At 64.8% G+C, this 20,908-nt stretch carries 22 protein-coding genes (1 of these 22 only partly in view); 14 read left to right on the top strand and 8 right to left on the bottom strand.

Annotation, left to right across the window (positions count from 1 at the left end):
- Positions 1 to 1,318, bottom strand: partial view of a LysM peptidoglycan-binding domain-containing protein gene (locus Q4I12_RS02620; RefSeq protein ID WP_168936152.1) — the 5' portion only. The gene continues 326 nt to the left of window position 1, outside the view; 1,318 of the gene's 1,644 nt are visible here — the first part of the coding sequence; the start codon lies at positions 1,316 to 1,318; its stop codon lies off the left edge, out of view.
- Between the two features lie 113 nt (positions 1,319 to 1,431).
- On the opposite strand from Q4I12_RS02620, the gene Q4I12_RS02625 reads away from it, so the two are divergent.
- The 3 genes from Q4I12_RS02625 (at position 1,432) to Q4I12_RS02635 (ending at position 3,627) form a co-directional block, all read left to right on the top strand.
- A complete protein-coding gene (locus tag Q4I12_RS02625; RefSeq protein ID WP_168936153.1) occupies positions 1,432 to 2,217 on the top strand; it encodes a TrmH family RNA methyltransferase in 786 nt (261 codons plus the stop codon).
- Positions 2,218 to 2,435: 218 nt separating this feature from the next.
- Positions 2,436 to 2,888, top strand: coding sequence for a DUF134 domain-containing protein (locus tag Q4I12_RS02630; protein WP_302260445.1), 453 nt, complete (start codon positions 2,436 to 2,438; stop codon positions 2,886 to 2,888).
- 73 nt (positions 2,889 to 2,961) lie between these two features.
- On the top strand, positions 2,962 to 3,627 hold the full coding sequence (locus Q4I12_RS02635; RefSeq protein WP_302260446.1) for a hypothetical protein: 666 nt from the start codon (positions 2,962 to 2,964) through the stop codon (positions 3,625 to 3,627).
- Between the two features lie 280 nt (positions 3,628 to 3,907).
- Here Q4I12_RS02635 and tnpA (Q4I12_RS02640) read toward each other — a convergent pair whose 3' ends face one another.
- The 7 genes from tnpA (Q4I12_RS02640) to tgt all read right to left on the bottom strand — a co-directional run bounded on the left by tnpA (Q4I12_RS02640) (position 3,908) and on the right by tgt (position 10,025).
- Positions 3,908 to 4,363 carry an IS200/IS605 family transposase gene (gene tnpA / locus Q4I12_RS02640; protein ID WP_072333439.1) on the bottom strand — a complete coding sequence of 152 codons (456 nt, stop codon included), beginning with the start codon at positions 4,361 to 4,363 and terminating at the stop codon, positions 3,908 to 3,910.
- Between the two features lie 251 nt (positions 4,364 to 4,614).
- Positions 4,615 to 5,043, bottom strand: a complete 429-nt coding sequence (tnpA, locus tag Q4I12_RS02645; protein WP_302260190.1) for an IS200/IS605 family transposase — start codon at positions 5,041 to 5,043, stop codon at positions 4,615 to 4,617.
- Positions 5,044 to 5,170: 127 nt separating this feature from the next.
- Positions 5,171 to 5,896, bottom strand: a complete 726-nt coding sequence (locus Q4I12_RS02650) for a YggS family pyridoxal phosphate-dependent enzyme (protein WP_168936156.1) — start codon at positions 5,894 to 5,896, stop codon at positions 5,171 to 5,173.
- Positions 5,897 to 5,904: 8 nt separating this feature from the next.
- On the bottom strand, positions 5,905 to 6,834 hold the full coding sequence (era, locus tag Q4I12_RS02655) for a GTPase Era (protein WP_302260448.1): 930 nt from the start codon (positions 6,832 to 6,834) through the stop codon (positions 5,905 to 5,907).
- A gap of 334 nt (positions 6,835 to 7,168) precedes the next feature.
- On the bottom strand, positions 7,169 to 7,840 hold the full coding sequence (locus tag Q4I12_RS02660) for a GGDEF domain-containing protein (RefSeq protein ID WP_302262086.1): 672 nt from the start codon (positions 7,838 to 7,840) through the stop codon (positions 7,169 to 7,171).
- Positions 7,789 to 8,787, bottom strand: a complete 999-nt coding sequence (locus Q4I12_RS02665) for a PAS domain-containing protein (RefSeq protein WP_302260449.1) — start codon at positions 8,785 to 8,787, stop codon at positions 7,789 to 7,791. The genes Q4I12_RS02660 and Q4I12_RS02665 overlap by 52 nt, the downstream gene beginning before the upstream one ends.
- A 101-nt stretch (positions 8,788 to 8,888) precedes the next feature.
- On the bottom strand, positions 8,889 to 10,025 hold the full coding sequence (gene tgt / locus Q4I12_RS02670; protein WP_168936158.1) for a tRNA guanosine(34) transglycosylase Tgt: 1,137 nt from the start codon (positions 10,023 to 10,025) through the stop codon (positions 8,889 to 8,891).
- Positions 10,026 to 10,186: 161 nt separating this feature from the next.
- Here tgt and alr point away from each other — a divergent pair, with 161 nt between their 5' ends.
- The 11 genes from alr to Q4I12_RS02725 all read left to right on the top strand — a co-directional run bounded on the left by alr (position 10,187) and on the right by Q4I12_RS02725 (position 20,905).
- A complete protein-coding gene (gene alr / locus Q4I12_RS02675) occupies positions 10,187 to 11,314 on the top strand; it encodes an alanine racemase (RefSeq protein WP_302260450.1) in 1,128 nt (375 codons plus the stop codon).
- Positions 11,315 to 11,535: 221 nt separating this feature from the next.
- Positions 11,536 to 11,838, top strand: a complete 303-nt coding sequence (gene rpsF, locus Q4I12_RS02680) for a 30S ribosomal protein S6 (protein WP_040370053.1) — start codon at positions 11,536 to 11,538, stop codon at positions 11,836 to 11,838.
- Positions 11,838 to 12,101, top strand: coding sequence for a 30S ribosomal protein S18 (rpsR, locus tag Q4I12_RS02685; protein ID WP_006008972.1), 264 nt, complete (start codon positions 11,838 to 11,840; stop codon positions 12,099 to 12,101). Before rpsF ends, rpsR begins: the two co-directional genes overlap by 1 nt.
- 10 nt (positions 12,102 to 12,111) lie before the next feature.
- On the top strand, positions 12,112 to 12,621 hold the full coding sequence (gene rplI / locus Q4I12_RS02690) for a 50S ribosomal protein L9 (RefSeq protein WP_006008970.1): 510 nt from the start codon (positions 12,112 to 12,114) through the stop codon (positions 12,619 to 12,621).
- A 425-nt stretch (positions 12,622 to 13,046) separates the two neighbouring features.
- Entirely contained in the window at positions 13,047 to 14,513 is a 1,467-nt protein-coding gene (gene dnaB, locus Q4I12_RS02695; protein WP_239465104.1) for a replicative DNA helicase, read from the top strand.
- A gap of 844 nt (positions 14,514 to 15,357) precedes the next feature.
- On the top strand, positions 15,358 to 15,624 hold the full coding sequence (rbp, locus tag Q4I12_RS02700) for an RNA-binding regulator (protein ID WP_006008963.1): 267 nt from the start codon (positions 15,358 to 15,360) through the stop codon (positions 15,622 to 15,624).
- Between the two features lie 218 nt (positions 15,625 to 15,842).
- Positions 15,843 to 16,397, top strand: coding sequence for a hypothetical protein (locus Q4I12_RS02705; RefSeq protein WP_006008959.1), 555 nt, complete (start codon positions 15,843 to 15,845; stop codon positions 16,395 to 16,397).
- Positions 16,398 to 16,484: 87 nt separating this feature from the next.
- Entirely contained in the window at positions 16,485 to 16,961 is a 477-nt protein-coding gene (gene ahbB, locus Q4I12_RS02710; RefSeq protein WP_006008957.1) for a siroheme decarboxylase subunit beta, read from the top strand.
- A gap of 13 nt (positions 16,962 to 16,974) precedes the next feature.
- Positions 16,975 to 18,246: a glutamate-1-semialdehyde 2,1-aminomutase gene (hemL, locus tag Q4I12_RS02715; RefSeq protein WP_302260453.1), complete on the top strand. Its 1,272-nt coding sequence runs from the start codon at positions 16,975 to 16,977 to the stop codon at positions 18,244 to 18,246.
- An 804-nt stretch (positions 18,247 to 19,050) separates the two neighbouring features.
- Positions 19,051 to 20,259, top strand: a complete 1,209-nt coding sequence (locus tag Q4I12_RS02720; RefSeq protein WP_297159887.1) for a cobalt-precorrin 5A hydrolase — start codon at positions 19,051 to 19,053, stop codon at positions 20,257 to 20,259.
- Positions 20,252 to 20,905 (top strand): LbetaH domain-containing protein, encoded by a 654-nt coding sequence (locus tag Q4I12_RS02725; protein ID WP_302260454.1) that lies wholly within the window; start codon positions 20,252 to 20,254, stop codon positions 20,903 to 20,905. Before Q4I12_RS02720 ends, Q4I12_RS02725 begins: the two co-directional genes overlap by 8 nt.
- Positions 20,906 to 20,908: the final 3 nt, after the last annotated feature.

A 20,908-nucleotide genomic window follows, 5' to 3' on the forward strand; every position in this document is an offset into this window, starting at 1 on the left:
CCACGCCGTAGAGGGTATCGTTGGGCCGCAGCACGTAGACGCCGCCCGAAGGTTCGGGCCTGTTGCGCTCCTGCCTGTCCCGACCGGACGAGCGTTCTTTCCGCGAGGGCTTGTCGTCCGCCGCGGCCACGGCCGAAGGCGACATGGGCACACCACGCGGCAACAGCAGGGTATCCCCGGCGTAGATCTTCTTCTTTTCGGGGTTGGCGGCCTGGATGCGTTCCAGGGGCACGCCGCTGCGCTTGCTGATCCGGGCCAGAGAGTCGGACGAGGTCTGCACCTTGGTGGGACGCCAGTTGGCAAAGGCCGAAGCCGACGACGAACGCAGGAAGGCCTGGGCCTGGGCCTCGTTCTGGACCGGCACATAGACGAAGGTGGAGCGCTCGGTGGACGAGATGGTCCGCTTGTGGTGCAGGTTGTAGTTCTGGAAACTTTCCCAGCTCAAACCACAGGCACGACTCAGGGCGATGAGGTCGGTACCGGGGCGAGCCGTCAGACGACGGACCGGGGCGGGCTTGTCCTGATCCACGGGCGTGAAGCCCAGCTGGGGCAGGTTGCGCATGATCTTGCTCATGGCCAGGAAGCGCGGCACATACTGCACGGTCTCGGGCCGCAGGCGGGCTTTTTCGTCCAGCTTGTGGTTGCGTTCCACCACTTCGTAGAAATTCCGGGCGCCCGTCCCTTCCTTGGCCCGGCTCATCTTGCCCTCACCGGCATTGTAGGCGGCGATGGCCGTGGGCCAGTCGCGGAAGTCCCCGTACAGTTTCTGGAGATAGTCGGCGGCGGCTTCGGTGGCGCGGTAGGGGTCCAGGCGCTCGTCCAGCCACCAGTCCTGGGTCAGGCCGTATTTCATACCGGTATAGGGCATGAACTGCCAGGCGCCCAGCGCCCCCACGCGGGATTCCGCATCGGGACGGTAGCCGCTCTCCACCAGGGCCAGATAGGCCAGTTCCTCAGGCATGCCGCGCGAACGGAAGACCTTGCGGGCATAGCCCAGATAGGGCTCGGCATTGCGGGAAAAGACACTCATGGTCCCGCGCCCCTTGCGCAGGAAGTGCTTGTATTGCAGGACGACGTCCGGCATGGAGGCCTTGTGGATGTCGCGGTCGATGCGGGCCGTGTTCTGGAAGGCGGCCAGTTCCGTGGGGGTCAAAGGCTCGCCGCCCTCGTCGCCGGGGATGATGAGGGACGGCATGGAAAGGGGCTGTCCTTTTTTCTGTTTGCTGCCGCAGCCGCCTGCCAGCAACAGACAGAAGGCCAGAATACAAAGCACCCCCAGACGTGCGCGGCCCCTGCCGGACCAATCAGGAAAGAACATGCTTACTCCCGTGCCCCCGGCTTGCCATGTGCCGGGAAGCTGCGTACACAAAAACGGATCGGGACCTCTTCCCGGTCCCTCCCAGTAACAACGCCCCCAATCATGGAGACGCCATGAATCAAACTTCCGAGACCCCGCTCCTGCCGGGCATGAAGCCCGTGCTGGAACTTTTGCGGACCGACCCGCAACGCATCGACCTCGTCTTTTGCAAAAAAGGCCTGCGTACCCGGGATGCCCAGGACGTGCAGCAGCTGTGCCGCCAGAGCGGCGTGCGCTTCAGTCTGGTGGATCAGGCGGCCCTGGACAGGCTCTGCCGCGAGGCCGCCCAGCAGAACGGCAACGATGCCGCGCCGCTCAACCATCAGGGCGTGGTGGCGCGCCTGACGGCCACGGATTTCCGTGATCTGGCGGACGTGCTGCAGGCCGCGGCCGAAGCGCCCCTGCCGCTGGTGGTGGCCCTGGACCAGGTCCAGGATCCGGGCAATGTAGGCACCCTGTGCCGCACCCTGTATGCCCTGGGCGGCGCGGGCGTGATCCTGCCCCGCCACAACAGCGCCTATCTGGGCCCTGCGGCCCATCGTGCGGCTGCCGGGGCCCTGGAACGCCTGCCCGTGGCCCGGGTGACCAACCTGGCCCATGCGCTGGACGAAGCCGAAGAGGCGGGGTTCAGCATCTACGGCGCGGGCTGCGGCCCTGACGCCGCCGACGCGTTCGAACACGCCATGCAGCTGCCCGCCGTGCTGGTGCTGGGCAATGAAGACAAGGGCCTGCGCCCCGGTGTGGCCAAACGCTGCGGCCGGATGCTGCGCATCCCGCTGGCGCGCAAATTCGATTCGCTCAACGTGGCCCAGGCAGGCGCCATCCTGCTGGGTCTGGCCGCCATGCGCCGCCAGGGATAACAAAAACAAGCCCCTGCGCCGCATGCTGGGGGAAAAATAGCTTGGCCGCCAACATGCGTCAACAGGAAAGGCCGTCGGCAGCGCGGCCGGCAAGGGAGTTCCCCCGGGAGCTCCCTTGTTTTTTGGGCTGCCGCCGGAAGAGCCCCTCTGTCCGCGTATGCCTTGACTTCCCTGCCGACGGCGATATTTTGAAATATATTTCAAATCAAGGATGTCCCATGCGACCGCAAAAATTGCGCCTCATCGCTGCCAAGCCCGCGTGCCGACGCTTCTCCCCTGACACAGGGAACGACGCGCCCGCCATGACGCTGGGCCTGGACATGCTGGAGGCACTGCGCCTGGCTGATGCCGAAGGGCTGTCGCAAGAAGAGGCCGCCCGGCAGATGGAGATCTCTCCGCCCACGTTCTGCCGCCTGCTGGCCGAAGCCCGCCGGCGTGTGGCCCAGGCCCTGACCCGGGGGCTGCCCCTGGTCATGGAGGGCGGTCCCGTACGGCTGCGTTGCCAGCACCACAGCGGAGGAGAGGGCCCTCACGGCGGACACGGACAGCAGCCGGATGGGGCGACGCGGACGCCCGGGACAGCAGATCAGACAGAGGAGCCGTGTCCTCCTGCCCGTCCGCGTGGCGGGCATGGCTTCGGGCATGGCAGGAGAAGCCGGACATCACGCTGATTTCCGGTCCGACGACGCACACCGGCGCAGGCGGCATGATGCCGTACAGGGGCGGCGCAAAGGAGCGACAGACATGCTCTGGACGAAACTCGGCATGGGCCTGCTGGGCATGGCAGGCAAGGGACTGGCCGGCAGCGGCCTTTTGCAGACCCTCAGCCAGGGACTGGGCAGCGGTAAAGGCGGCGGCTCCGGCAAAGGCATGGGATGCGGCAGAGGCGGCTCCCTGCACGGCAGCGGCATGAAGGGGAGCCGCAGCGGCAAAGACGGCAAGGGCTGCCGCCAAACGGACGCCCCGGCCCTTGATGAGCTGCTGACCGGCCTCCTGCAACGCCAGACCACCGTGGGCGAGACCGTACGTACCTTCCTGCCTGCCGCGTCTCCGCACGAGGCCGGAGCGGAGACCATCGACGTGCAGGCCCTGCCCGCAGGCGCCGCAGCATCGACGGCCGTGGACAACACGGATATGGAAGCCGCCATGCGTGCCCTGCTGGGGAGTATCCACCATTTCAGCGACGGGCGTGTCCGCCTGCGTCATCCCCTGTTCCGGGAAAGCAGCACGTTCGGGGCCTTGCACACGCTGCTGTGCGAGGGGACCGGCATCCGGGACGCCACATTCAACACCGTCACCGGCTCCGCGCTGCTGACCTATGACCCCGGCCAGACGAGCCGCAAGGAGTTCCTGCAGCAGGCCCTGCCCCTGGGGGCCTGCCTGCTGGAATGGGAGGCCCGGCACTCCTGATCTTGCCCGGGCCTGCCCCGTCCCGGCGGACAGGCCTGCCCTACGGCCCGATGATGCGGCATGGCGGCAAGGTGACAACGTATGAGGCAACAGCCTGCTCCCTGCCCTCTTCACCGCAAAAGGCTGCAGCTCACCACCTCCCCGCTCCGGCCCAACACCATGAAATCAGAACCACCCGCAAAGCGGGTGGTTTGCTCTGGCCCTGTAAGGGCCTGTTACCGGCTGCGCCTAAAGACGCTGGCTTTCACGCTGTTCAAGCCCAGTGCCCTTGCCGCCTTGGCTACCCCTTAAAGGGGTCTTGATATTCGCGTGATGTCAGCTTGTCTCTCATAATGTCGTGACGTTCCTGATCCTGGATATATTTTTTGATTGTTGCCTCATTAAGCCCCACCGTACTGACATAATATCCTTCGGCCCAAAATTTTCTGTTGCCGAACTTATACTTCAGATTTGCGTGCTTATCGAATATCATCAACGAACTTTTCCCTTTCAGGTAGCCCATGAAATTTGCCACACTGATTTTAGGAGGGATGGACACCAGCATGTGGACATGATCCGGCATCAGATGCCCTTCCAGAATCTCAACCCCTTTATATTTGCAGAGGCATTGCAGAATTTCTTTTATACTTTCACGGAGCTGTGCGAAGATTATTTTTCTTCTATATTTTGGAGTAAAGACGATATGATACTTGCACAACCATTTCGTATGCGCTAGGCTATGAGCCTTGGTTCCCATAACAAAAACACCTTTCCGTTAATATTGCGATGGGCTTGAACAACTTCATCGTAGCGGAAAGGTGTTTTTGTGTGTATAACGTATTGTCTCCACCCGCATAGCGGGTGGTTTTTTGTTTCGCGCCTGTCAGGCGCTCAACAGGCTAAAGCCCATATTGAACACTCCACCGGCTAAAGCCGGTGGATTCACCGTGGCGACTAAAGTCGCGTTCCGGCTAAAGCCGGTATGGCCCCTGCTGAAGCAGGCTGAAGTCATTCCCCCTCAATTCGGAAGGTTTCATCTGCATCTTCCTGTTGCGTGATGTATTGCTTAATGACCTCATCGGTCACATTGCCACTGCTGCAACAGAAATAGCCACGCGCCCACATATGACGTCCCCAGTACTGGCGGCGCAACAATGGAAATTCATTTATCATGGCATGCGCGGTTCGGCCTTTCAGTTGTTGCATCAACTTGCTCACAGCAAGGCTTGGTGAAATCGAAACGAAAAGATGGATATGGTCGGGTGCTATATGTCCTTTGAGAATTTCCACCTGATGCTTTTCACAGATGCCGCGTATCAGCGACCTGGCTCTCTGGGCGATGTCGCCTGACAAAATCTTTTTCCTGTACTTGGTTATCCAGACCAGGTGCAGGTGAATTGAAAAAACACTGTGGGAGCCTTTACGATAATTGCTCATGCCCACAGACTACAAAAGAAACGCTAAAGCCGCCACCTAAAGGTGGGGGTTTTACCCCTCCCTGAGTGGGACAATAAAAAAGGAGCCTGTCAGTGACAGGCTCCTTTCATATCCTCGTGATGATCCGTTACGCGGGGACCTTGGGCGGACGGGGACCGAAGATGTCCGTGCCGATGCGCACCAGGGTGGCCCCTTCGGCCACGGCGGCGGCAAAGTCGCCGGACATGCCCATGGAAAGATGGGGCAGCGGCAGGCCGGTACGCGCCCGCATGTCCTCACGCAGACGGTAAAGGCGGGCAAAGTAGGGCCGGGCGGCCTCGCCCGCGTCGAAGACGGGCGGCAGGCACATGAGCCCCTGCATCTCCAGATGGGGGCAGCGGGCCAGCACATGCTCCTCCAGCTCGGGCAGGGCATCGGCCATGATCCCGGCTTTCTGGGGCTCCTCGCCCACATTGATCTCGCACAGCACGGGCTGGACCACGCCCAGCGCGGCGGCGCGCTTTTCCAGGGCGTCGGCCAGCTTGACGGAATCCAGGGTGTGCACCAAGGCAAAGGCCCCGGCCACCTGGGCGGCCTTGCGGCTCTGCACATGACCGATCATGTGCCAGCGGATGTCACGGCACTGGGGCTGCGCCACCAGATCCTGCCGTTTCTGCAGGGCCTCCTGCACATAGTTCTCGCCAAAATCCACCTGTCCGGCGGCGGCCACACAGGCCACGTCCTCGGCCGGATGCAGTTTGGAAACGGCGATCAGGCGCACCTCTTCCGGCTTGCGACCGGCACGGGCAATGGCCTCGCCCAGCCGATCCAGCACGGAAAGATAGCGCTCACGCAAGGCGGAATCATCCATCATGCATTCCTCTACAGGGATTCGGCCCCCATGCCCAGCTCGCGCAGGAAGGCCGTATCTTCCGTCCAGTTCTCACGGACCTTGACCCACAGTTCCAGGTGCACCTTGCCGCCGATGAGCTCGCGGATGTCCTGACGGGCCTCCATGCCCACCTGCTTCAGCACCGAACCGCCGCGGCCGATGACCATGCCCTTGTGCATGGGACGGGCCACATAGATGACGGCGTGGATGATGGTCTGCTCACGTTCGGGGTCTTCGTCCCAGTTCTCCACTTCCACGGCGATGCCGTAGGGCACTTCCTGACGCAGGTGCAGGAAGAGCTTTTCGCGCACGATCTCGGCGGCCATGAATCGCACCGGCGCGGTGGAGATCTGGTCTTCGGGGAACTGGGCGATGCCCTTGGGCAGCTGCTTCTTGATGAACTTGGCCAGCTCGGGCAGGCCGTCCTTGTTCAAGGCCGACACCGGGAAGATCTCGGCGCGGGGCCACATCTCGTTGAGACGGGTCAGCAGGGGCAGCATGCGGCTCTTGTCGGCGAACAGGTCCACCTTGTTGGCCACCACCACCATGGGGCGCTCGTCACTGGCCAGGGCCTCGGCCACGGGAGCCAGGTCGCGGTCCAGATATTCGGGATGGCGGATGTACAGGTGGGCGTCCAGCACGGGCATGATGACGTCGGCCTGGCCAAGGCTCTGCCACACGGCCTGGATCATGGTCTTGCTCAGACGGCCGCGCACCTGCGACAGGCCGGGCGTATCCATGAAGATGGCCTGGGCATCGTCGTCCGTCAGGATGCCCACGATCTGGTTGCGGGTGGTCTGGGGCTTGGGCGTGACGATGGTCACCTTCTGGCCCATGAGCCCGTTCAGCAGCGTCGATTTGCCGGCATTGGGCGGGCCCATGAGCGCCACCCAGCCGCAACGGTAATTCTGACCGTTCATTGTTTTTCCTCGTATATATGTAATGAAAAAATGAGTGTCTGAGCCCTGTCTCCCATATCCGGCGCGCCTGGTCAAGCGCGGCGAAGGCCCGCCCGGCCATCAGGAGGACAGCCCGCCGCAGGGCGGGACAGCACATGACGGGGCAGCTGCAAGGAGCGGCAAAAGGGAGCGATGCCTCCGGGACCGGGCAGGGAGACGGCCCGGCGACCCGTCATGCCACAAGGGAAAGGACGGACAGGGAACCGGCACAGGAAAAGACAGCCCCGCCGCAAGGGAGAGGCCGCACGCCGCACAGGCACGCCGGACATCCCGGCCCCGCGCGCTGCGGCAGGAGCTAGAGCCGGGGATCGTCCACAGGGACCTTCCGGCCCGTGCGGGCTTCCAGCCAGGCCCGGATGCGGGCATGGGAGGCGGCCCGTACCCGGTTCTTCTCCTCCATCATGCGGGCATCGGCCTGACGCAGCAGCACCTCGGGCGCCACGGAACCGTCATCGGAGCCTGCCAGCCCGAAGGAGAGCTCCAGCGGCAGGCCGCCGGCGGCATTCCACGCCTCCAGGGCCTTGCGGATGGTGGACAGCCGCTCGCGCACCACACTGCCGGGACAGGACAGCACCATCACGCACTCGTCCCCGCCCAGACGGGCCAGGCAGTCTTCCTGCCGGATATGCTTCAAAAGCTGCTGTGCCGCGGTACGCAGCAGTTCGTCTCCGGCGTGGTGTCCAAGATGGTCGTTGATCATCTTCAGGCCGTTGACATCGGCCATGAGGACACTCAGGGGCCCCCTGTCCTTGTGTACCTGCTGGAGCAGCCCGTCCAGATGGTAACGGTTGTACACCCCTGTCAGGGGGTCGAGGCGGATCTTCTTTTCCAGCACGTTGCGGTCGTGCTGGAGGGAGCTGATGTCCGTGTGCATGCCCACGATGCGCAGGGCCCGGCCCTCGCTGTCCCTGCTGGTCACGCAGCCGCGCCCCAGCACCCACAGCCAGGTGCCGTCGGCACGCCGGATGCGGTAGGTACAGGAGAAGGCGTCCCCCTCCGCGGGGAAGCCGCGACCCGCATCTGCATGTTCACGGTCTTCTCGTAATCGTCGGGGTGCACGGCGCGCACCCACGAGTCCAGCTCGGCGGGATAGGTCTCGGACGTATGCCCCAGCATGGACAGGTAGTTCTGGCTGTAATAGACCTTGCCGGTGGTGGCGTCCCAGTCCCAGAGGCCGTCGCTGCAGGCATCCATGGCCAGCAGCAGACGGTCGGCACCGCCCACGGGAGCGGCCTTGCCCGCCAGGAAAGGCGCCAGACTGCCCGATACCACCAGGGCCCGCCCATCCCTGTCACGATGCAGGACCGAGGCCGTCAGCAGCAGGGGGAGCTCCTCGGAGCGGGAAGGCATCAGCAGCAGGCTCTGCCGTCCCGAACACAGGGGGATGTCCAGCCAGCGGCGCAAACGGGCCAGCGACCCCGCCGCCCGGTACAGGCGGCGCAGACGGCGCAAGGCGGCCCTGTCCAGCGGCCCGGACCCGGCCCCCAGCCCCAGCAGACCGGCACAGCGGGCATCCAGCAGCAGGGCCCCTTCCTTGCGGACATAGGTCCAGTAGCCACCGTCTTCCCCTGCCGGCAGGGAACCCTCATGACGCACGTCGAACGTGCCGAGGATCGTCTGCGGCCTGCCGTCGGCATCGCACTGGATGATGCTCAGGTCTTCGCGAACATGCCGCCCGTTGTAGGTATAGGCACAGCTCAGGCAGCCGGGCCCCTGCCCCGCCAGGGCCATCTGGCGCTGGCGCTGCAAAAAGCGGCGCTGCGGTTCCGGCAGCCGGTCCAGAAAATCCGCCATGGTCCGCGGCGCCGTCTCCGGCGTCAGGCCCAGCAGGAGCAGGGCCGGCGCGCAAAAGACGAGGCTGTCCGTCGGCAGATGCCAGGTAAAACAGGGGGTGGAGTGAGTAGGAAAGGACACGATCCCTCACTTGTGTTCGAATGCGAAGAATACCGTCATCCTACCCAAAAGTGATATTAAAAATCAATTTTACTATATTCCCCTGTACTGGCGGACTGTTATCAAAGGCCCCGGCCCTGGGCCGCCTCATCGGGATAGAGGCTTTCCATATGGGCCAGGAAGGACGCATAGCGGTCCTCAAGGATGGCCTGGCGTGCCTGCCTGACCACATTGAGGAAGTAGGTCAGGTTATGCAGGGAGTTGAGGCGGAAGGCCAGCAGCTCCTTGCTGACGTACAGATGCCGCAGATAGGCACGGGAGAACGTCCGGCAGGTGTAGCAGTTGCAGGCCGGATCCAGGGGGCTGTCGTCCTCGGCGTATTCCTTGCGCTTGATGTTGACCTTGCCCAGCGAGGTATAGAGCGTGCCGTTGCGCGCATTGCGGGTGGGCAGCACGCAGTCGAACATGTCGATACCGGCATTGATGCCGTGGGCGATGTCCAGGGGCGTGCCTACACCCATGAGGTAGCGGGGCTTGTCCTTGGGCAGCTGGGGCGCCACTTCGTACATGAAATCGTAGAGCATGTGCTTGCTCTCGCCCACCGAAAGGCCGCCGATGGCGAAGCCGTCGAAATCGTGGCAGCACAGCTCCTCGATGGAGCGCTTGCGCAGATCCTTGAAGAAACCGCCCTGGGTGATGGCGAACAGCAGGTTCTGGCCGCTGCCCTGCGGATAGGCCGCGCGGGCGCGCAGGGCCCAGCGCGTGGTCAGGGCCAGGGACTTTTCCGTATAGGCATAGTCCGCGCCGTAGGGCACGCACTCGTCCAGCACCATCATGATGTCGGAATTGAGGTTGCGCTGGATGCCCACCACGCTCTCGGGCGTGAACAGATGCCTGGAGCCGTCCAGATGGGAACGGAACTCCACGCCTTCCTCCCGGATCTTGCGCAGGGAACTCAGGCTGAAGACCTGGAAGCCGCCGCTGTCGGTGAGGATGGCGCCGGGCCAGGAGGCAAAGCCGTGCAGGCCGCCGTGCCGGGCCACCAGCTCGTCACCGGGACGCAGGTAAAGGTGGTAGGTATTGCCCAGGATGATGGGCGCGCCGATGGCGGCCAGGTCGTCCGGCGCGATGGCCTTGACCGAGCCCACGGTGCCCACGGGCATGAAGATGGGGGTGGGGATGACGCCGTGTGCCGTGCGCACCTGACCGGCGCGGGCCGCATTGTCGCTGTGTTCGAGTGTATAGACGGATTGTGTCATGGCGGGCAGACTAGCCGGATGGGCGCGGAAAGACAAGCCGTCCGGGGCCGGGATTTTTTGCCTGTGAAACCCGGCCGTTGCCGGAATCACGGCAGACTTTCCTTGTGCCTGCCGGGCAATGTTGCTATGCTGCCTCCCTGTTTTTCATCCGAGGAGCCGTCATGAGCTGCACTTTTACCCCTTCCCGCTGTCATATCCGCCTGGGAGCCCTTGTCCGCAACTTCAGCCGCATGGGCCGGCCCGACAGACTCATGCCTGTCATCAAATCCGATGCCTACGGTCACGGCATGACCGAAGTGGCCCACGCCCTGGACGCCGCCGGCGCCCGCCATTTTGCCGTGGGCACCGTGGCAGAGGGCATCTGCCTGCGCCAGGACGGCCTGGCCCAGACCATCCTGCCCCTGCTGGGCTGCCAGAACGACGAAGACTGGCAGCAGGCCAGCGCCTGCGGCCTGACGCCCCTCATCACCGGTTTCGAGGCCCTGGAAAAGGCCGCCGCCCTGAGCAGCCCCGCCGATCCCTGGGGCGTGGCCATCAAGCTGGATACGGGCATGAGCCGCCTGGGCTTCAGCGCGGAAGACATCCCGGCCCTGCTGGAACGCCTGCGCGCCTGCCCCGGCCTCAAGCCCACCCTGGCCGTCTCGCACTTCCCCTGTGCCGACATGCCGGAAAAGGAAAATTTCACCCGCCGCCAGCTGGAAAAGTTCACGGCCATGACCGACAGCCTGCGGGCGGCCTACCCGGCCCTCAAGCGCTCCCTGGCCAACTCGGCCGGGACCATGGGCTGGCCCGAGAGCCGCTTCGAGCTCTGCCGCCCGGGCTTCTCGCTCTACGGCGGCAATCCCTTCCGGGGCACGGCCTGGGAGGAACGCGGCGCGGGTCTGGAACCCGTCATGGAAGTGAGCGCCCCCTTGCTGCAGGTGCGCCACCTCAAGCCCGGCGAAGGCATCTCCTACGGCCAGACCTTCATCGCACCGCGCGAGATGAGCGTGGCCGTGGTGGGCGCGGGCTATGCCACGGGCTATCCCCGCGGCGCCTCCGGCCGCATCCATGTGCTGGTCAACGGCCGCCGTGCGCCCCAGGTGGGCCGCATCTGCATGGGCATGTTCATGATCGACGTCACGGGTCTGTCGGCCCGCGCCGGTGACCTGGCCTGGCTGCTGGGCGGCCCTGCCGCACCGGGCGAGACGCCCGTCAACATCGACGAGCTGGCCGAAGCCTGCGGCGGATTCTCGTACGAGCTGCTTTGCCTGCTGGGCCAGGGCAGCCCGCGCGTGTACCACAAATAAGCCGTGGCGCAGCGCCCGGCATACGGCATCCGTCCCGGATATGCGGGCAAGCCTGCCCCTGCCCGTGAGGGACGGCGCAACGGCCCCGCAGCCGCTCAAAAAAAGATTTTTCCGCCGCTTTTGCGGCCAAAAACTTGACAGACGCGCCGCTTGCGGCTATAGAGCGTCTTCCCTTGCTCGTACCAGAGGGGTACGGGCTGTCAGTCCAAAAGGAGATAACCATGCGGAAATTTGAGACCCTGCTCCTCCTTTCGCCGGAGCTGTCCGCTGAGACCCGTGAGGGCATCCTGACCGCCCTGACCGGCGTGGTGGAACGCGAAAACGGCGTGATGGAAGAAGTGGATCACTGGGGCATGCGCGATCTGGCCTACCCCGTGCGCAAGCAGATGCGCGGCTACTATGTGCGCCTCGTGTACCAGGCTCCCGCCGAACTGGTGGCCGAACTGGAACGCAATGTGCGCATCACCGACGGCATCTTCAAGTTCGTGACCGTCAAACTGGCTGAAGAAGTGGAGGTCGCGTAATGGCTTTCAAGAAGAAGTTTGCCCCCCGTCGCAAGTTCTGCCGCTTCTGCGCGGACAAGGATCTGCCCCTGAACTACAAGCGCCCTGACATCCTGCGCGACTTCATCACCGAACGCGGCAAGATCATCGCCCGCCGCATCACCGGTACCTGCGCGCACCATCAGCGTCTGCTGACCCGCGAAATCAAGCGTGCCCGCCAGATGGCCCTGCTCATCTACACCGCCACGCATGATTCCACCGTCAAGAAAAAGAGCATGATCTAAGGAGGCGCACATGAAACTGATACTCCGCGCCGACGTGGAAAATCTCGGCAACCTTGGCGACGTCGTCACCGTGAAGCCCGGCTACGGCCGTAACTTCCTGCTGCCCCAGGGCCTGGCCATGGTGGCTTCCGAAGCCAACATGAAGGCCTTTGAACTGGAACGCAAGAAGCTCCAGGAACGCATGGATGCCCTGCGCGCTGACGCCCAGGCCCTGTGCGCCAAGCTGGAAGCTCTGGAAGTCGTCATCCCCATGCACGTGGGCGACAACGACAAGCTGTACGGCTCCGTGACCAGCAGCATCATCGGCGATGCCCTGGCCGCTCTGGGCGTGGATGTGGACCGTCGTCGCATCCTCATGGACGCCCCCATCCGTACCCTGGGTGATCATCCCGTGCGCGTGCGCCTGCACGCCAGCATCGTGGCCACCGTGCCGGTGAAGGTCGTTTCCGACCATCCCGTGGTGGAAGAAGAAGCCCAGCCCGAAGCCGAAGCTGAAGCTCCCGCCGCCGAAGCCGAATAAGGCCGGCGTCGGCCTTCCGGCCAATGCTGATCGAAGCCCCGCTCATCGAGCGGGGCTTTTTTCATGCCTGTCGTCTGCATCCCTCGCGTCGCGGCATGGGGCATCACCTTCCGGCCCATGCACGCCCTGTCCCGCGGCAAGGCCCGTGTGCCCGCGTGTGGCCTGCCCCCAGGTTTGCCCGATGGCGCCGTTCCCGCGCTCCGCTCCGCCGGATGAAGGCACGCGACGGCCCCGGCATCCCTGCGCGCCCGTCGCCCGCACGGCCCTGTCCGGCTACGCAGCGGATGCAGGCACGCCCGCCGCACGCCGGAGCGGACAGGCGCGGTGCCCGGCCCTTCCCGGACACGAGCACCGCATTGACAGGCACCAGCGCAACCCGTATGCCTTTCAGGCGACATCACTCATCCCGAACCCGCGAGATCATCATGGCCAGCAACGAACCTTTCGGCTCCGCCTCTTCCCCGTCCCCCCGCCAGTCCGGCGCGCCCCGCACCAGCGAGGGCAACGACCGCGCCCGCACCGCGGAGAACGACCTGCTGCGGCGCGTGCCGCCCCACAGCCCCGAAGCCGAACAGGCCGTGCTGGGCGGCATCCTCATGCGGCCCCAGCTCATGCACGTCATCGTGGACCTCATCGCGGACACGGACTTCTATCTGCCGGCCCATGCCACCATCTTCCGGGCCTTCCTGGACCTGTACCGCAAAAGCGCGCCCATCGACCTCATCTCCACCGCCGAGCAGCTCAAGAGCAACAACGCCCTCGAAGAGGCCGGCGGGGCCGTCTATCTGGCCGACCTGGCCCAGGCCGTGGTCTCCGGCGCCAATGCCGAATATTACGCCACCATCGTGCGCGACAAATCCCTGCAACGCGGCCTCATCAATGCCTGCTCGTCCATCATCAGCAACTGCTACGATGCCTCGCGCGAGGTGGGCAGCCTGCTGGACGAGTCCGAACAGGCCGTGTTCGCCATCTCGCAGCGCACCACGGGCCGCGACTTCACCGGCGCCCGCGAACTGGTGGACAGCGTGTTCGAGAACCTGTCCAAGCTGGCCGACTCCCGCGACGTCATCACCGGCGTCACCACCGGCTACACGCGCCTGGACAAGCTCACCGCCGGTCTCCAGCCCTCGGACCTCATCATCGTGGCCGCCCGTCCCAGTATGGGCAAGACGGCCTTCTCGCTCTGCATGGGCCTCAATGCCGCCATCCGCCAAGGCGTGCCCGTGGCCGTGTTCTCGCTGGAAATGAGCAAGGAACAGCTCATGCAGCGCATGCTGGCCGTGTGGGGCAAGGTGGACATGTCCAAGCTGCGCCGTCCGGCCCTGCTCACCGACGCCGACTGGAGCAACCTCTACGCCGCGGCCGACGTCATCTCGCGCGCGCCCATCTACATCGACGACACCCCGGCCCTGACCACCCTGGAGCTGCGCGCCCGTGCCCGCCGCCTCAAGGCCGAAAAGGGCCTGGGCCTGGTCATCGTGGACTACCTCCAGCTCATGCGCACCAGCCGCCGCACCGACTCGCGCGAACTGGAGATCTCGGACATCTCCCGCTCCCTCAAGGGCCTGGCCAAGGAGATGAACGTGCCCGTGGTGGCCCTTTCGCAGCTCAACCGAAAAGTGGAAGAACGCGGCGACAAGCGCCCCATGCTCTCGGACCTGCGTGAATCGGGCGCCATCGAACAGGACGCCGACGTCATCATGTTCGTCTACCGCGACGACGTGTACAAGTTCACCAAGCCTGCCGACCGGCCGGTGCAGGGCATCGCCGAGATCATCATCGGCAAGCAGCGCAACGGTCCCGTGGGCGTGGCCGAGCTGCTCTATATGTCGCCCTATACGGCCTTCGAAGACCTGGCCCCCGACTGGGCCCCCTCGGAAACGCCGCAATAACCAGTCACGGATCGAGGAGCCCCGCCCGCATCACTGCCGATGCCCGCGGGGCTCCTTTTGTCACCGACGGCGCGGACCGTGCGGAGCGGCCTGGGGAGGGACCCTCGCGGCGTCGCTGCCACCGGCCGCAGGTCCCCTTGCCTCGACGGCAGGAACGACCAGCGGCCCGTTTGAGGAAAGTCCCGTGGGAGCTGTCCCCTTCTCCGTCATGCGCCGTCCGTCGTCGGGGCTGCAGCTGCGGCGCTTTCCGCCATACCGGCCCCAGAGCCGCCTTCCTCCCGCGCCATCCCCGGCAAGATGGTTGGGGCAAAGGCACGGCCACAGGCCCCCCCATCCCCTCCAGGGTCCCGCTATGGCTTCCCTCCCCTGCCTGGGGAGACACGCATCCTTCCTGCCCTGCCCCCTCTCACGGGAGTATCGCTCCCGGCGTCTTCCTGCGCCCCCTGTCGCAAGCGATCCTCCCCCTGTTTTTCCCCTGCCGGACCTCCTTCGCAGCGGTGCGTCCGTCCCGCTCCTTCCAGGCCAGAAGATTGTGCGCTCAACCAGCATTTTTCCAGCCATCCCGGCACCTTTGTGCAAAGAAAAATGATTTTGTGAAAAAAAAACGCGAACACTGGCCTATCCCCCCCTTCTTTGCCTGATAAATCAGCCTGTTCGCCGCCCGAAAGCCCCCCGAAAACAGGGCCAAAAAATCGAAAAAATCAAGAAATAACGGACTTTTTCCGTCAGTCTGCGTTGACAAGCCCTGCAAAGCATGTTTCTATTTTCTCAATTGCCGCAGGTCTTCAAGCTGTTTGGGGGATCACATGCGGTGTGTCTGTCACTTTCGAGAGGGTGTTTTTTCATGTCCAAGTCCATCTATGTTGGGAACCTCCCCTGGGCCGCTACTGAAGAACAGGTGCAGGATCTTTTTGCCGAATACGGCAAAGTTCTGTCGGTGAAACTGGTCAGCGACAGGGAAACCGGCCGTGCCCGTGGCTTCGGCTTCGTGGAAATGGAAGACGGTGAAGCTCAGGCTGCCATTGAAGCTCTGGATAACTACAGCTTTGGTGGTCGCACCCTTCGCGTCAACGAAGCCAAACCCCGCGCCCCGCGTCCTCCCCGCTACTAGGGAATTCCCGCGGACATAAGAAACGCCCCGGGTGCATCGCTTCCGGGGCTTTTTTTATTGGCAAAGGACCATGACGGACACCCCAAAAAACAGCCCATCCTCCCCTCCCGCAGGGCACGGGACAGGCTCCCCCGCCTTGCCGAGCGCGGCAAATTCTGCCATGATGTGAAAGACGTGCCGGGAGTACCGCACGAAGCAATCTTAATGAGGAGGCTTGCATGCTCAATCCCAAACAGTGTGTTCTCTACAGCGGCGGCGCTGCCGGGACCGAACAGTTTTTCGGCGCTCTGGCCGAAGGCTGGGGCATCGAAGAAGTCAACTACAGCTTTGAAGGTCATCAGATCGAGCGCAAGCGCGGCGTGCGCGTGCTTACCTCCGAAGAGCTGGCGCTCAAGGACGTGAGCCTGACCTACGTCTCCAAGCTCATGAACCGCGAGTATACCCGTGCCCCCATCTTCCGCAAAGTGCTGCAGTCCATCTGCTGGCAGGTCAGCAGCGGCAACCAGGTCATCGTCATCGGTGCCATCCAGCCCGACAACACCGTCAAGGGCGGTACCGGCTGGGGCGCCGAATTCGCCAAGATCTGCAACAAGCCCCTGCTGGTGTTCGACCAGCCCAAGAACGGCTGGTTCACCTGGGACAAAGAAGTCTGGACCCCGGTGGAAAAGCCCGTCATCGAGCATGCCCACTTTGCCGCTACGGGCACCCGCTTCCTGGAAGACAACGGCCGCGACGCCATCCAGGACCTCTTCGCCCGCTCCTTCAACCGTTAAGCCGCGAGCAGCCCAGGCTGCCGGGCCTTTTCGGGCGCATCCGCCGCGCTTTCACAGGCGCGGCGTTTTGCGTCCTGTGAGGAATCCATGGCCCAGCAATTCACCGAAACAGAACGTGCCATCCTGCGTATCGTGCAGGCCGACCTGCCCGACTCCCTGACCCCGTATGCCGACATCGCCCGCACCGTGGGCTGCACGGAAGAGGAGGTCCTCGACCTGCTCTCCCGCCTCAAGCAAAGCGGTGCCATCCGCCGCTTCGGGGCCAGCATCAAACACCAGAAGACCGGCTGGAACCACAATGCCATGGTAGGCTGGAAAGTGGCCCCCGAGCTGGTGGAAGAATGCGGCGCCATCGCCGCCCGCCACAGTCACATCTCCCATGTCTACTACCGTCCCAGCGCCGCTCCCGACTGGCCCTACGAGCTGTACACCATGGTGCACGGCCGCAGCGAACAGGAATGCCTCGACGTGGCGCAGGAACTGATCGCCACCACGCCCCTGCGTGAGTACGCCATCCTCAAGAGCTTGAAAGAGCTCAAAAAAATCTCCATGACCTATTTTTAGGAGCCTGACGCCAATGGACGACAAATCCCGCGCGCTTTTTGACAAAGCCTGCCAGCTCATCCCCGGCGGGGTCAACAGCCCCGTGCGCGCCTGCCACAACGTGGACAGCCTGCCCCTCTTCATCGCCGAAGCCCACGGCAGCCACATCATCGACGTGGACGGCCGCGAGTACATCGACTTCATCCTCTCCTGGGGCCCCATGATCCTGGGCCACGATCACCCCGCCGTCACCGCCGCCGTGCGTGAGGCCGCCGGTCGCGGCACCAGCTACGGCGCTCCCTGCCCCGACGAAGTCACCCTGGCCGAAGAAGTGGTGGCCGACATGCCCAGCCTGGAAATGGTGCGCATGGTCAACTCCGGCACCGAAGCCACCATGAGCGCCCTGCGCCTGGCCCGCGGCGTCACCGGCCGCGACAAGGTGCTCAAGTTCGTGGGCTGCTACCACGGCCATGCCGACCCCTTCCTGGCCGCCGCCGGTTCCGGCCTTGCCACCTTCTCCATCCCCGGCACCCCCGGTGTGCCCGCCGCCGTGGTGGCCGACACCCTGCTGGCCCCCTACAACGACCTTGAGGCCGTGCGCGAGATCTTCCGCCGGCATGGCGAAGGCATCGCCGCCATCATCGTCGAACCCGTGGCCGCCAACATGGGCCTCGTCCTGCCCAAGCCCGGCTTCCTCGAAGGCCTGCGCGAGATCACCCGCCAGTACGGCGCCCTGCTCATCTTCGACGAAGTCATCACCGGCTTCCGCGCCTCCTTCGGCGGCGCCCAGGCCCGCTTCGGCATCGATCCCGACCTGACCACCTTCGGCAAGATCATCGGCGGCGGCCTGCCCGTGGGCGCCTTCGGCGGCAAACGCCAGTACATGGAAAACGTGGCTCCGCGCGGCGCCGTCTATCAGGCCGGTACCCTTTCCGGCAACCCGCTGGCCATGGCCGCCGGTCTGGCCACCCTGCGCCAGCTGCGCCAGATGGACTATGATGCTCTCGAACGCCGCGTGTCCGCCTTTGCCGGCGAACTGCGCGCCATCCTCAGCGCCAAGGGCGTGCCCATCCAGATGCCCACCATCGCCTCCATGTTCTGCCCCTACTTCAGCGAGCAGGAAGTGGTGGACTTCGCCACCGCCAAACAGTGCGACCAGCAGCTGTTCACCACCTTCTACAAGCAGATGCGCCAGCAGGGCATCTTCCTGGCGCCCTCGGGCTTCGAGACCGGCATGGTCTCCTTCGCCCACACCGACGACGACTTCAACAAGGCCCTGGACGCCGCCCGCAAGGTCAGCTTCTAGGCTGCCATTGAAGTTTGAAGATTAAGCGAGGGGGGGAGGGAAACCTTTTCGGCGAAAAGGTTCTCCCTCTCCCCCTCGCAGCGTTGCTCTCGATGCCCGTAACTCAGCGGCAGCTATCACATCAAAATCATTGATAAAACAGCAGTAGGCAGCGTCTGTCTCGTTGCCCCCTCCTATCCTTGGCCATAGCTGCCGTGTCGTAACGGGCACGGCCTGCGGCCGCCTTCGGTCGGTCCCCCTCTCCTTTCCAAAACCTTTTCATCAGGTCCCTGACGGCCTGTCCGGCACGCGGGCCTGCTCCCTGATGCCGGTCTCCCGGCTTTTTGGCGGGCTGTTTTTTACGATGGATAGGACAGCAGCCGGTACGCGGCGTCTGTCGGGTTGCCGCCTCCTGTCTTTGCCCGTAGCTGCCCGCGTCGTAACGGATACGGCCTGCCCCGCCTTCGGCCTGTTTCCCCAACGGCTGCTTTTGTGTGTCGCTGCATGGCAGACAAAAGCCCTCTTCTCCCAGTCTTCCATTTTTCTTTGAGGGTCCCCCTCCGGTCCCCGGCACGGTCATCCGTGCCCTGTTGCCTGCCGGGCATCTGCCGCACCGGCGGCGCTCTTTCTCCGCCTGCCTCACCCGCTCCTTTCCCGGTCTGGGGAGATGACAGGCCTTGCGCCCAGCGGCGGGGACGTGCCATACCGACCTGAGTAAAAGTTTTCGGCGGGGATGGGGGAGCGCGAGGGGGAAGGGGGGCCCTTTTCCAAAAGGGCCCCCCTTCCCCCTCGCCCCTCTTCCACCACCAAACCCACCGAAATCCCATGCATTGTATCTGTCATGTCCTGAGCAGCGCGGCCTTGCCGCTGGCCCGACGCCTGCGGGAAGCCATGGCCGCAGCGCCGTGGCGCGGGCCGTCGGGCGAGACGCTGGCGGAATGCCGCCTGTCCGCGCCGCAACGTTTTGCCCCGGAAGACTGCCTGCCGTTTGCCGGGATCATGGATGCAGCCCGACAGGCCGCAGAAGTTCCCCAGATCTTTATAGGCGCAACAGGCATCGCCGTGCGGGCCGTGGCGCCCCTGCTGGAACACAAGAGCACGGACGCGCCTGTCCTGGTCATCTCGCCGGACGGCCGTTTCGTCATCAGCCTGCTGGCCGGGCACTGGGGCGGCGGCAACAGCCTGTGCCGCCATGTGGCCGCCCTGCTGGACGCCGTGCCTGTCATCACCACGGCCACGGACTGCGGCGAGCGCCCTGCGCTGGACCTTTTCCTCCAGGCAGCGGGCCTGCGCATCCTGGACTGGGACCAGCTGCCTCCGGCCCAGGCCTGCTGGCTGGAAGGGCGGCCCCTGCCCTTGTGGGACCCCTGCGGCGCGGTGACGGACGGCGAAGGGGGAGGATTCCTGCGGCAGGAGCATCTGCCGGAACAGGACGGGCCCGCAGTCTGCGTACACTGGCAACGTCTGCCCGCACGACAAGGCCGCCTGCGGGTGGCCCTGCCCTCGCTGGTACTGGGGCTGGGCTGCCGCAAGGGTATCCCTGCGCCGCTGGTGGCCACAGCCGTGGAAGGCCTGCTGCTGCGCCACGGACTCGAACCCCAGGCTCTGGCGGCCCTGGCGACCGTGACGGAAAAGGCCCGGGAACCGGCCTTGCAGGAACTGGCCCGGCGTCTGGGCCTGCCCCTGCTGACCTTCGATGCCGCGGAACTGGCCGCCGTCAGCACACCGCACCCGTCCACGGCGGCAGGGGAACGCTTCGCCTGCGCACCCTTCAGTGTCTGTGAGGCGGCCTGCCTGCTGGCGGCCCGGCGGATGGCCGCAACCGGTACGATGAAGGTGGATGGCGGGGGGGCGTCACCTGTTAGCCGGGCCGAGCTGAAGGACGGCCCGCCGGCGGGAACAGGAAACGGACAGCAAGCAGACGGCACGGACGCTCCGGCCGCCCGTCTGCTGGTGGAAAAAACCAAGGTGGCCGGCCAGCTGACCCTGGCCGTGGCCCTGTCGAACAGCATTTTGCGGAGGGATGATGTCTGAGATCGTCATGAACGAAGGGCGGGACGCGGTCCTGCTGGTGGGCGGCGGCAGCCTGTGCGCCGCGGCCGTACCGCTGTTGCAGGCTGCCGGGCTGGTCCCTGCGGGCGTCATCCACGGTCCGCGTTGTGACTTCGCGGCAGAGGCGGGCGTGCCTCCGCTGGGCCGGGACGCCGACCTGGCCCGCCTGCGGCCGGACTTCTCCCGGGCCGTGGTCACGGCCCCGCACAAGCAGGCTGCCAAACTGCGCCGTCTGCTGCACGACGCCCTGCGGGAACTGGGCTTCACTCTGGTCAGTGCGGTCCATCCTGATGCCCACAGGGAGCGGGATGTCCTCGTCGGCGCCGGGAACCTCATCTTTGCCGATGCCTCGCTGGCAGCGGGCTGCCGTACCGGCACGGGCTGCGTGCTGCGGGCCGGAGCGCGTCTGGAGGCAGGCTGCGGCCTGGAGGACCATGTCCATCTGGGGGAAGGCGCGCACCTGGGTGAGGGCGTCATCGTGGAGGAAGGGGCCCATCTGGGCCGGGAGGTACGCGTGGATGCGGGCCTGCGGCTGGAAAAAAATATTTTTGTGCCGGACAATGTCCACCTGACGCACCGGACCCTGCCGCTGTTCAGTGCGGGCGGGGAACGGGAAGGCAGCGCGTAATCT

Origin of the sequence: Desulfovibrio piger (assembly GCF_951793255.1) — a bacterium.
Classification (GTDB): domain Bacteria; phylum Desulfobacterota; class Desulfovibrionia; order Desulfovibrionales; family Desulfovibrionaceae; genus Desulfovibrio.

Coding starts and splice junctions, on each gene's coding strand:
- rpsF (WP_040370053.1), top strand. CDS start 11,536: ATGCGGAAATTTGAGACCCTGCTCCTCCTTTCGCCGGAGCTGTCCGCT.
- rbp (WP_006008963.1), top strand. CDS start 15,358: ATGTCCAAGTCCATCTATGTTGGGAACCTCCCCTGGGCCGCTACTGAA.
- tnpA (WP_072333439.1), bottom strand. CDS start 4,363: ATGGGAACCAAGGCTCATAGCCTAGCGCATACGAAATGGTTGTGCAAG.
- tnpA (WP_302260190.1), bottom strand. CDS start 5,043: ATGAGCAATTATCGTAAAGGCTCCCACAGTGTTTTTTCAATTCACCTG.
- era (WP_302260448.1), bottom strand. CDS start 6,834: ATGAACGGTCAGAATTACCGTTGCGGCTGGGTGGCGCTCATGGGCCCG.
- Q4I12_RS02625 (WP_168936153.1), top strand. CDS start 1,432: ATGAATCAAACTTCCGAGACCCCGCTCCTGCCGGGCATGAAGCCCGTG.
- dnaB (WP_239465104.1), top strand. CDS start 13,047: ATGGCCAGCAACGAACCTTTCGGCTCCGCCTCTTCCCCGTCCCCCCGC.
- rpsR (WP_006008972.1), top strand. CDS start 11,838: ATGGCTTTCAAGAAGAAGTTTGCCCCCCGTCGCAAGTTCTGCCGCTTC.
- Q4I12_RS02635 (WP_302260446.1), top strand. CDS start 2,962: ATGCTCTGGACGAAACTCGGCATGGGCCTGCTGGGCATGGCAGGCAAG.
- rplI (WP_006008970.1), top strand. CDS start 12,112: ATGAAACTGATACTCCGCGCCGACGTGGAAAATCTCGGCAACCTTGGC.
- Q4I12_RS02705 (WP_006008959.1), top strand. CDS start 15,843: ATGCTCAATCCCAAACAGTGTGTTCTCTACAGCGGCGGCGCTGCCGGG.
- Q4I12_RS02720 (WP_297159887.1), top strand. CDS start 19,051: ATGCATTGTATCTGTCATGTCCTGAGCAGCGCGGCCTTGCCGCTGGCC.
- Q4I12_RS02630 (WP_302260445.1), top strand. CDS start 2,436: ATGCGACCGCAAAAATTGCGCCTCATCGCTGCCAAGCCCGCGTGCCGA.
- alr (WP_302260450.1), top strand. CDS start 10,187: ATGAGCTGCACTTTTACCCCTTCCCGCTGTCATATCCGCCTGGGAGCC.
- ahbB (WP_006008957.1), top strand. CDS start 16,485: ATGGCCCAGCAATTCACCGAAACAGAACGTGCCATCCTGCGTATCGTG.
- Q4I12_RS02725 (WP_302260454.1), top strand. CDS start 20,252: ATGTCTGAGATCGTCATGAACGAAGGGCGGGACGCGGTCCTGCTGGTG.
- Q4I12_RS02650 (WP_168936156.1), bottom strand. CDS start 5,896: ATGATGGATGATTCCGCCTTGCGTGAGCGCTATCTTTCCGTGCTGGAT.
- hemL (WP_302260453.1), top strand. CDS start 16,975: ATGGACGACAAATCCCGCGCGCTTTTTGACAAAGCCTGCCAGCTCATC.
- tgt (WP_168936158.1), bottom strand. CDS start 10,025: ATGACACAATCCGTCTATACACTCGAACACAGCGACAATGCGGCCCGC.